Genomic DNA, 9535 nt, shown 5'->3' with positions numbered 1-9535 from the left:
CGCGGCTCAATGGCTGGCCCGCACGCTCCCCTGCCGACGCTTCGCCGATCACCTCGCGGTGACCTGCGCACGGCTCGGGGCCGATGTGGTTCGCTCCTCCTTCATCGCAGTGGACTTTCACCACCTACTCCTTGCCGGTCTACCGGCGCACTCAGATATTGTGTGCACCGCGTGCATCCAGTTCGGCGACCAGTTCGCCCAGCCGCCGCAACGCCGCCTCGCTCTGCGCGGTCCACGGATAACTGTAATTGAGCCGGATGAAATGACCGAACGCATTGCGCGTCGAAAACATGGTGCCCGGCCCGACCGTAATGCCGTTTTCCAGCGCGGCGCGGTAGAGCTTCATCGAATCGACGTGCGGCGGAAGTTCGACCCACAACACATAGCCGCCTTGTGGCGTCGATGTGCGTGTGCCTGTCGGAAAGAAGTGCTCGACCATCGCGATCATGATGCGCGCCTGCTGCCGATACAACTTGCGCACGCGCCGCAGATGCCGGTCGTAACCGTCCTGGCGCAGATAATCGGCGACGGCCACTTGCGGCACGGACGGCGTCGTCAGCGTGTTGAGGAATTTGAGCTTTTCGACCTGCGCGCGAAAACGCCCCGGCATCGCCCAGCCGATGCGGTACGACGCCGTCAGGCTCTTCGAGAACGACGCGCAATGCAGCACCAGCCCTTTGGTATCGAAGTTCTTCAGTGCCGAGGGCCGTGCATCGCCGTAATACAGCTCCTGATACACGTCGTTCTCGATGACCGGAATCTCGTGCTCCGACAGCAACTCGACGAGCCGCCGCTTGCGCTCGTCGGGCATCTGAAAACCGAGCGGATTCTGAAAATTCGGCATCACCATGCACGCGGCGATCTTCCGGCGCGCGATGACCTGCGCGAGCGCGTCGATGTCGATGCCTTCGACCGGATGCGTCGGCACCTCGATCGCGCGCATGCCGAGCCGCTCGATCGCGTGGAGCATCGCGTAGTAAGTCGGCGATTCGACGGCGACCGTATCGCCCGGTTTCGCGACGGCCTGCAGACTCAGGTTGATCGCCTCCGTCGCGCCGACCGTGATGACGATCTCCTCCGGATCCACCGGCACACCGTTGTCCGCGTATCGCCGCGCGATCTGGCGAATCAGCTCGGGATTGCCGGGCGGCAGATCGTCGATCAGATTCCAGCTCGAATGCCGCCGCGCGATTGCGTTCGCGTACTGGTTGATGCGCTTCCACGGAAACGGCCCCGGATCGGGATACGGCGAGCCGAATGGCACGGCATCGTGCGCGCGGATGCTGCGCAGCGTGGACAGCACGAGCCGGCTTACATCCACCTCCGACGCCACGGCGATCGCGCGAGCGAGCGGCGCGGCGGGCGCGCGCGGCACGGCCCGCACGAAGTAGCCCGACTGCGGACGCGTTTCCAGCACGCCGCGACTTTCCAGCAACGCATACGCGTGCAGCACCGTCTTGATGCTCACCTCGTGCTGCTGGCTCGCCTGCCGCACCGACGCGATTTTCTCGCCCGGCGCGAACACGCCGCGCCGCACGGCGGCCTCGATTTCATCGGCGAGTTTTTCGTAGAGCTTCACGCGGTTCGTCCGGTCTAGGAGAAAACACCGTAACTGTACTCCTCCTTTTTTACGTTTTTTGTGCGCCGCGTGCTTTTTGGAACACAGTACGCTTGGTGACATTGCATGCTCCGCTGTTTTTGCACACGCACACGCCATGAAGAATCCTCCGCGCATCGAACCGTACACGCATCCCGCCGCCGGCTGGGGCGCGCTCAAGCAGGTCGCCATCAATCTCGTCAAGGAGAAGGTGGCGGGCGGAAACTACAAGACGCTCTTCAAGCAGAATCAGCCGGACGGCTTCGATTGCCCCGGCTGCGCGTGGCCGGATCGCCAGCATGCATCGACCTTCGAGTTTTGCGAAAACGGCGTGAAGGCCGTCGCCGCCGAAGCCACCAGCAAGCGCGTGACGCCCGCGTTCTTCGAGGAACACACGGTCACGTCGCTGATGGAGCAAAGCGATTACGAACTCGAGCAGCACGGCCGCCTGACCGATCCGCTCGTCTACGACGCCAGGCGCGACCGTTACGTGCCGATCGAATGGAACGATGCCTTCGAGCTGATCGCCGCGCATCTCAAACAACTCGACGATCCCGACCGCGCCGCGTTCTACACGTCCGGCCGCGCCAGCAACGAAGCGGCGTTCCTGTATCAGTTGTTCGTGCGCATGTACGGCACCAACAATTTCCCCGATTGCTCCAACATGTGCCACGAAGCGACCAGCCGCGGCTTGCCGCATACGGTCGGCATCGGCAAGGGCACTGTGACGCTCGACGACTTCGAACACACCGACACGCTGCTGCTGTTCGGCCAGAATCCGGCGACGAACCATCCGCGCATGCTCGGCGAATTGCGCGATTGCGCCAAGCGCGGCGCGACCATCGTGTCGATCAATCCGCTGAAGGAGCGCGGGCTGGAGCGCTTCGCGAGCCCGCAGCACACGCTCGACATGCTGTCGCCGAAGGGCGTGAAAATCAGTTCGGTGTTCGTGCGCCCGAAGGTGGGCGGCGACTTCGCGCTGATCAAGGGCGTGGCCAAGCGCGTCATCGAGCTCGACGATGCGGCGCTCGCGAACGGCACGGAACGCGTGCTCGACGTGGATTTCATCGCGGAACATACGGTCGGCTTCGACGCCTTCGCCGACGATCTGCGCGCGGAAAGCTGGGAGGCGATCGTGCCCGAATCCGGCGTGGAGAAAAACGAGATTCTCAATCTCGCCGACATCTACGTGAAAGGCCGCGCGGTGATCTCGACGTGGGGCATGGGCCTCACGCAGCATAAGAACTCGGTGCCGACCATTCAGTTGCTGTCGAACCTGATGATGATGCGCGGCAATATCGGCCAGCGCGGCGCGGGGCTATGCCCGGTGCGCGGCCATTCGAACGTGCAGGGCGACCGCACGGTGGGCATCGAGGAAAAGCCGACGCAGGCGTTTCTCGACCGGCTCGGCGCGGCCTACGACTTCGAGCCGCCGCGCGAACATGGCTACGACGTCGTCGAAACCATTCACGCGATGCTCGAAGGCAAGGTGAAGGTGTTTATCGGGCTGGGCGGGAATTTTTCGATTGCGACGCCCGATACCCCGCGCACCTGGGAAGCGATGCGCGCCTGCGATCTGACGGTTCACATCACGACCAAGCTCAACCGCAGTCATCTGGTGCACGGCCGCGACGCGCTGATCCTGCCGACGCTCGGCCGCACGGAAATCGACCTGCAGAACGGCGTGCCGCAAGGCGTGAGCGTGGAAGATTCGATGAGCATGGTGCATATCTCCTATGGCATGAACCGGCCGGCTTCGGAGAATCTGCTGTCGGAAACCGCGATCGTCGCGCGGATGGCGCAGGCGACGCTCGGTTCCGCGAAAGTCGACTGGCTCGCGCATGCCGCCGACTACGCGCTGATTCGCGATGGCATCGAAAAGGTGATCGACGGTTTCCACGATTACAACGAGCGCCTCAAGCAGCCGGGCGGCTTTCATTTGGGCGTGGCGTCGCGCGATCGAATCTGGAAAACCAAGAGCGGCCGCGCGCAGTTCATCGTTCACAACATCGCCACCGATACGCCGATCCATCGCGCCCGCGCACTGCACGGCGAACGCCTGATGACGCTGATGACCACGCGCTCGCACGATCAGTACAACACGACCATCTACGGTCTCGACGACCGTTACCGCGGCGTGTACAGCCAGCGCCGCGTGCTGTTTGCCAACCGCGACGATATCGACATGCTGAGCTTCGAGCCCAACGAGTTCGTGGATATCACCAGCGTCTGGGATGACGGCGTGGAGCGCCGCGCGGACGGCTTCAGGCTCGTCGAATACGATATTCCGCGCGGCTGTCTCGGCGCGTACTATCCTGAAACCAACCCGCTCGTGCCGCTGTCATCGACTGCGGATGGCGCCGGTACGCCAACGTCGAAGTCCATTCCCGTGTTGTTGACGCGCTCCACATCTGCCATTGCAGCGTGACGTCGTCGTTGGACGGCGCGAGGTTCAGCGCGCCGCGACGCGCCCTTTGCCGATGCGCGATGCGGCACTCCAGCGCGTCCGTGCCGCTGAAACGCTTGTCGATCAGCGCGCCCATCATGGCGAGAATAGCAACGCCGGCGATCCAGCCCAGCGCGATGCTGTCGAAGCGGTCGGCGAAGAAAATGCCGCTGCACATGGCGACCGCGAATAAGAGAAAAATCATGCCGACCGGCGGGCAATGTTCGTTCTCGACATGAACCTTGCCGAGCCTGCCGAGGCCATGCTGATAACCGCTCAGGGAATACGCACTGATCTGTTTCATTTTGTTCTCCATCGCGTGCTTGACAACTGCGCGCGACGCCGTTCCTGATGTCATTTCGTCTCTTTGATCCTGCTTACTTCGCGCTCGCGAGTTCCTGAGCTTGCGTGTCGGTTTCGCCGGCGCGCGGCACCACGCCTGACGGCCCCATCGCGTGCGGATGCAGCAGCAGCGCGACCAGCCCCGTCCAGCCCGTCTGATGCGACGCGCCCACGCCGCGCCCGTTATCGCCGTGAAAATACTCGTGGAACAGCACGAGATCGCGCGAGCGCGGATCGGCCTGCAATTGCGGATACGCGCCCATCACCGGGCGCTTGCCGTCGCGATCGAGGAGAAACAGCGTCGTGAGGCGGCGCGCGAGTTCGTCCGCGATCTGCTCAAGCGACAGGAACGTGCCCGAGCCGGTCGGATACTCGACGCGGAAATCGTCGCCGTAATAACGGTGAAACTCGCGGATCGACTGGATCAGCAGATAGTTGACCGGCATCCAGATCGGCGCGCGCCAATTGGAATTGCCGCCGAACACGCGCGAGTTCGATTCCGCCGGCAGATAGCGGATGCTGAAGCTGTCGCCATTGTGATAAAACGTGAACGGCTCGTCGCGATGCACGCGCGACAACGCCCGCACGCCGTGATCGGAGAGAAACTCGCTCTCGTCGAGCATGCGTTTAAGCAGCGCTTTCATGCGATGCCCGCGCAGCAGCGACAGCAGCACGCTATTGCCCTGCCCCGCGATATTCCAGCGCGACACCAGCCGCGACAGGTCGCTGCGATGCTCCAGAAACCAGTGCAGCCGGTCGCGCAATCCGGGCAGCGCGTGATTCACGTTCGGTTCGAGCACATGCACGGCGAACATCGGAATCAGCCCGACAATGGAGCGAATGCGCATCGGCACGCTCGAACCATCGGGCAGACGCAGTTTGTCGTAGAAAAATTCGTCCTCGCTGTCCCACAGCCCAGTGTCGCAATTGTCCTCGCAACTCACGGCCTCGGCGATATACAGGAAGTGCTCGAAGAACTTCACCGCGATATCGACGAATACGTGGTTTGCGTACGCCAGCTCGAGCGCGATGCGCATGAGATCGAGCGCGTAGGCGGCCATCCACGCGGTGCCGTCGGCCTGATCGATATGACCGCCCGTCGGCAGCGGCACGGAACGATCGAAGATGCCGACGTTATCCAGCCCAAGAAAGCCGCCCTAAAAGATATTGCGGTCGTCCGCGTCCTTGCGGTTGACCCACCACGAGAAATTCAGCAGCAACTTGTGGAACACGAGTTCCAGAAAATCGCGATCGCCCTTGCCGGTGATCGCGCGATCAATCTCGTAGACGCGCCACGTGGCCCACACATGCACGGGCGGATTGGCGTCGCCGAATGCCCATTCGTAGGCAGGCAACTGTCCGTTCGGATGCTGATAGCGGTCCTTCACCAGCAGCAGCAACTGACGCTTGGCGAACTCCGGATCGATCAGCGCAAACGCGACCGCATGAAACGCGAGGTCCCACGATGCGTACCACGAATATTCCCACTTGTCCGGCATCGACACGATGTCCGCATTACACAGATGACGCCAGTCCGCGTTTCGACCGTGACGGCGCTGCTTGGGCGGCGTCGGTTACAGCGGATCGCCGTCGAGCCAACGCGTGACATCGAACTGGTAATACTGCTTCGACCACAACATGCCCGCGAGCGCCTGACGTTGCACCAGCCGCTGATCGGCATCGGCGATTTCGCGTTGCAGCGCGCCATAGAACTCGTCCGCTTCCGCGATACGCCGCTTGAACAAGGCATCGGCGTCGAGGGGGTGTCGTCGGGCGCGGACTCGGGACGCCAGCGCAGATAGACGACCGAGCGGCCGCGCGCCGCGAGTTCGAGATGCATCCGTGCCGCCGCGCGCGTGCCGGTATCGCGGCGGATGGCGGTTTCATCGCCGTGCACGAGGTAATCGTTGAAGCCGTCCTTGAACGGACCGGCGCCGTCCATGTTGAACAGACGCTTCACGTTGGTTTCGTTTTCGCAGAAGAGCCACTCGAACGTGTCGGCATCCGGCGACCATGACGTGATCACCATCGGTTCGTGGCCGACCTGTTCGGCGCGTACGGACTGCGCGCCGTTCGCGTCGTGCAGTTTGAGCGACGGCTTGATCGGCGTCGGCTTCCACGACCACGTATTGCGCGCCCAGATCTGCGGCAGCACGTCGAGCGCGGCGGCATGGTCCGCGCGATTTTCCACCGTCACTCGCATGACGATATCGTCGGCGGTGTGCTTTGCGTATTCCACCTGCACGTCGAAATAGCGGCCGTCATCGAACACGCCGGTATCGAGCACTTCGTATTCGGGCATGTCGCCGCCGCGCCGCGCGTTTTCTTCGACGAGATCGGCGTAAGGAAACGCGGCCTGCGGATACTTGTACAGCATGCGCATGTAGGAATGCGTCGGCGTGCCGTCGAGATAGAAGTACAACTCCTTTACGTCCTCGCCGTGATTGCCTTCCTGATTCGTCAGGCCGAACAGACGTTCCTTGATGATGGGATCGGCGCCGTTCCATAGCGCGAGCGACACGCACCAGCCGAGCGACGTATCGCCGAATCCGGCAATGCCGTCCTCACCCCAGCGATACGCGCGGCTGCGCGCATGCTCGTGCGGAAAGTAATCCCATGCGGTGCCGGACTCGCTGTAATCTTCGCGAACCGTGCCCCATTGGCGTTCGCTCAGATACGGACCCCAGCGCTGCCAGCGCGGACAGGCATCGGAATGCAAGCGCGAACCTTCGATTGTGTCGATCTGATTGACGGTGCGCGTGGCGGGCATGAACGTCTCCTCGAATGCGATAGATCAACCGCGTAATGTAGCGCGATCGCGTGAAGCGCGCCCACATCACGACACGCCGATGAGCTTTTCGATGCGCAACAGTTCCGCCAGCGACCATGCCTGAAACGGCGTGCCGCCGGGCGTATGAGGCGCGTCGCCATCGGCGACTTCGCAGAGATGATCGAGCCCGAAGCGGTCGAGATGCGCGTTGAGCGGCGCAAGGAAGCGCTCGCGCACGTCCGCTTCGCCGTGCGCGAGTTGAAACGTAAAGACGCCGGGCGTCGCGAGATCCTCGGTGAAGTCCATGCCGCGCTCGCGTTCGCGCGTGTAGCAGAAGTTGCGATACCAGTCGGGCGAGTGTTCGTAATGGCCGTTCGTGCTCGCTTCGATCACGGGCAGATCGGCGTAGGGCTGCCAATGCACGCGGCCGCCGTCCGCGCTTGCATCGAACGATAACGCGGGGTTTTCGTGATGCGTCGCGTGATAGTCGCGGCCCGATAACAGCGGGCGCACTTTCAGATGCACGGGCATCGTTTGACCTTCGAAACGCCAGCGCAACACGGTGTCCGCGGTATCTTTCGCGACGAAGGTTTCGGCGACGAGCACCACGTTTTCGGCGACGCTTACGCGCCATGTCGGCCACGGGTGGGTATCGAAGGACAGGAGTTTCGTGCGTATATCGGGGAACAGCACGTCGGGCGCATAGCGCTGCATGGTCAGCGGGATGCGTGCGCCATTCGCCTCCGACGCCATTGACGAGCACGACGCGTCCGGCGGGCGGTTGCGTCGCGGTCAGCAGCAGCGCGTGATAGCGCCGCGTGCGCGCCGTGCCGACGGTGCCCGAAGCGAAGCCACCGAAGGCATCGGCTTCGAGCCATTCGTCGTCGAGGCGCGCATCGTCGAAGGATTCGATGCGCGTCATGTCGGGGCCTTGTTCTGATATCGCTTCAGCGCGCGACGTGCTTGCGTCTGGATTTCTTCGCGCATCTTCGGGGACCAGCCGAATAGCCAGCCTTTGATGCCGAGTGCCTGACGGCTCCAGCGCCATAGATCGAACGAATCTGTCTGCTCGACGATCAAGCCATCGCGGATCGCGAAACGCGTCTGGATTTCGTTCACCACGAAGCGGCCGGTCGCCGAATAGGTGTAGCGTGCGGTGGCATGTGCGCTTGCCGATTGGCCGATTGATTTGATGTCGCTGACCGCGAGCGTGAAGTCGTCGGCGCGAGCTAGCAGCATGCGCCACATGTCGCTCACTTCGCGGCCGTGTAGGGGGCCGAAGGCTGGGTCTTCGAAGCGGACATCGGGGGCGTGGCATGCGGACATCGCTTCCGCATCGAGCGATTGGAATGCTGTGTAGAAATTCTCTATTAATTCGGCGTTTTGCATTTTTTGGCTTTCTTGCTTACGCGGCGGGGGTGCGTTGATTATGCAGTAGGTTTTTGGTTGGTGTTTTTTTCGTGTTTGTTGTGGTGTTTGGGCAGTAGCCGCCTTTCCGGCGGGGGGGGTTACTTTCTTTGCGGCGGCAAAGAAAGTAACCAAAGAAAGCCGCTTTGCCGATCCTAAGCACCTTCTTGAGCGGCCGCGGCACAGGATTTTCTACTTGGCACAGCAGTAGCGAGTGTCTTCGCGGTACGTTACGGCGCTGGTTCCCATGCGATTCGCGCTTTCTCGCCCACCACGGTAACGGTCCGCTTCGGCTTACTCCGGCCTCGCTCCGCGGCCGGTTTAGGTACGTTCGGGCCACCGGCAGGTTATTAGCGAAACGACCTCGAATACGTCATCGCTTTGATCGTTATTCGGCCCTACCTTGGTTAGTGCTTCGATGAAAATGCATGCGGATTCAGCATGCCAAGCGAGGCAACAAAGCTCGCCTTACTCGCGCATGAAGTGCCGACAAAACAGGAAAGGTGTCACTGCGCGCACGACCGAGTGCGGCTTAGAGAAACTCAGCAACCTTGATTAATGTGGTAGACCTGCGACAGCGTTTGAAGCTTAATCAAAGCCCTCACCGAGGTAGGGCCGAATAACGAAGAACGCGATGCCGTGTGCGAGGTCGTTTCGCTGATCATCTGCCGGTTGTCTGAACGGCCCTAAACCGGCCGCGAAGCGGGCCGGAGTAAGCCGAAGGGGACCGTTACCGATGTAGGCGAGAAAGCGCCAATCGCATGGGAACCAGCGCCGGGGCGTACCGTGAAGACACTCGCTATTGCTGTGCCAAGTCTAAGCTTCCGTGCCGGGGCCGGGCTGAAGTACTTAGTCGGCCCTTCAGAATTAGTCGAAGTCAAGGGTGGCAAGGGGCCGCCGGAAGATCGTGTTTCCCAGAACTCCCAGAAGCAATATTGATCTGAATGGTTTCCTGGGAGTTTGGAACTTCGCC

4 protein-coding genes and 2 pseudogenes are annotated in these 9535 nt (G+C 62.0%); 2 read left to right on the top strand and 4 right to left on the bottom strand.

Features of this window, described 5'->3' with window-relative positions; all coding sequences use genetic code 11:
* Positions 1-151 precede the first annotated feature (151 nt).
* Entirely contained in the window at positions 152-1579 is a 1428-nt protein-coding gene (locus BVER_RS23690) for an aminotransferase-like domain-containing protein (protein WP_050455365.1), read from the bottom strand.
* 136 nt (positions 1580-1715) lie between these two features.
* Between BVER_RS23690 and BVER_RS23685 the strand changes: the two genes are divergently transcribed.
* Together BVER_RS23685 and BVER_RS23680 are read left to right on the top strand one after the other, a co-directional pair.
* On the top strand, positions 1716-4025 hold the full coding sequence (locus tag BVER_RS23685; protein WP_050455364.1) for an FdhF/YdeP family oxidoreductase: 2310 nt from the start codon (positions 1716-1718) through the stop codon (positions 4023-4025).
* Entirely contained in the window at positions 4015-4236 is a 222-nt protein-coding gene (locus BVER_RS23680; RefSeq protein WP_050455363.1) for a hypothetical protein, read from the top strand. Before BVER_RS23685 ends, BVER_RS23680 begins: the two co-directional genes overlap by 11 nt.
* Before the next feature lie 184 nt (positions 4237-4420).
* Here BVER_RS23680 and BVER_RS23675 read toward each other — a convergent pair.
* The 3 genes and pseudogenes from BVER_RS23675 to BVER_RS23660 all read right to left on the bottom strand — a co-directional run bounded on the left by BVER_RS23675 (position 4421) and on the right by BVER_RS23660 (position 8697).
* Positions 4421-7155: pseudogene (locus tag BVER_RS23675) on the bottom strand (MGH1-like glycoside hydrolase domain-containing protein).
* Between the two features lie 66 nt (positions 7156-7221).
* Positions 7222-8077, bottom strand: a pseudogene (locus BVER_RS23670) (glycogen debranching enzyme N-terminal domain-containing protein).
* A complete protein-coding gene (locus tag BVER_RS23660) occupies positions 8074-8697 on the bottom strand; it encodes a nuclear transport factor 2 family protein (RefSeq protein WP_332309147.1) in 624 nt (207 codons plus the stop codon). Before BVER_RS23660 ends, BVER_RS23670 begins: the two are co-directional and overlap by 4 nt.
* Positions 8698-9535: the final 838 nt, after the last annotated feature.

Source organism: Candidatus Burkholderia verschuerenii (assembly GCF_001189365.1).
Taxonomy (GTDB): Bacteria; Pseudomonadota; Gammaproteobacteria; order Burkholderiales; family Burkholderiaceae; genus Caballeronia; species Caballeronia verschuerenii.
This window is presented reverse-complemented; position numbering and strand designations above follow the sequence as displayed.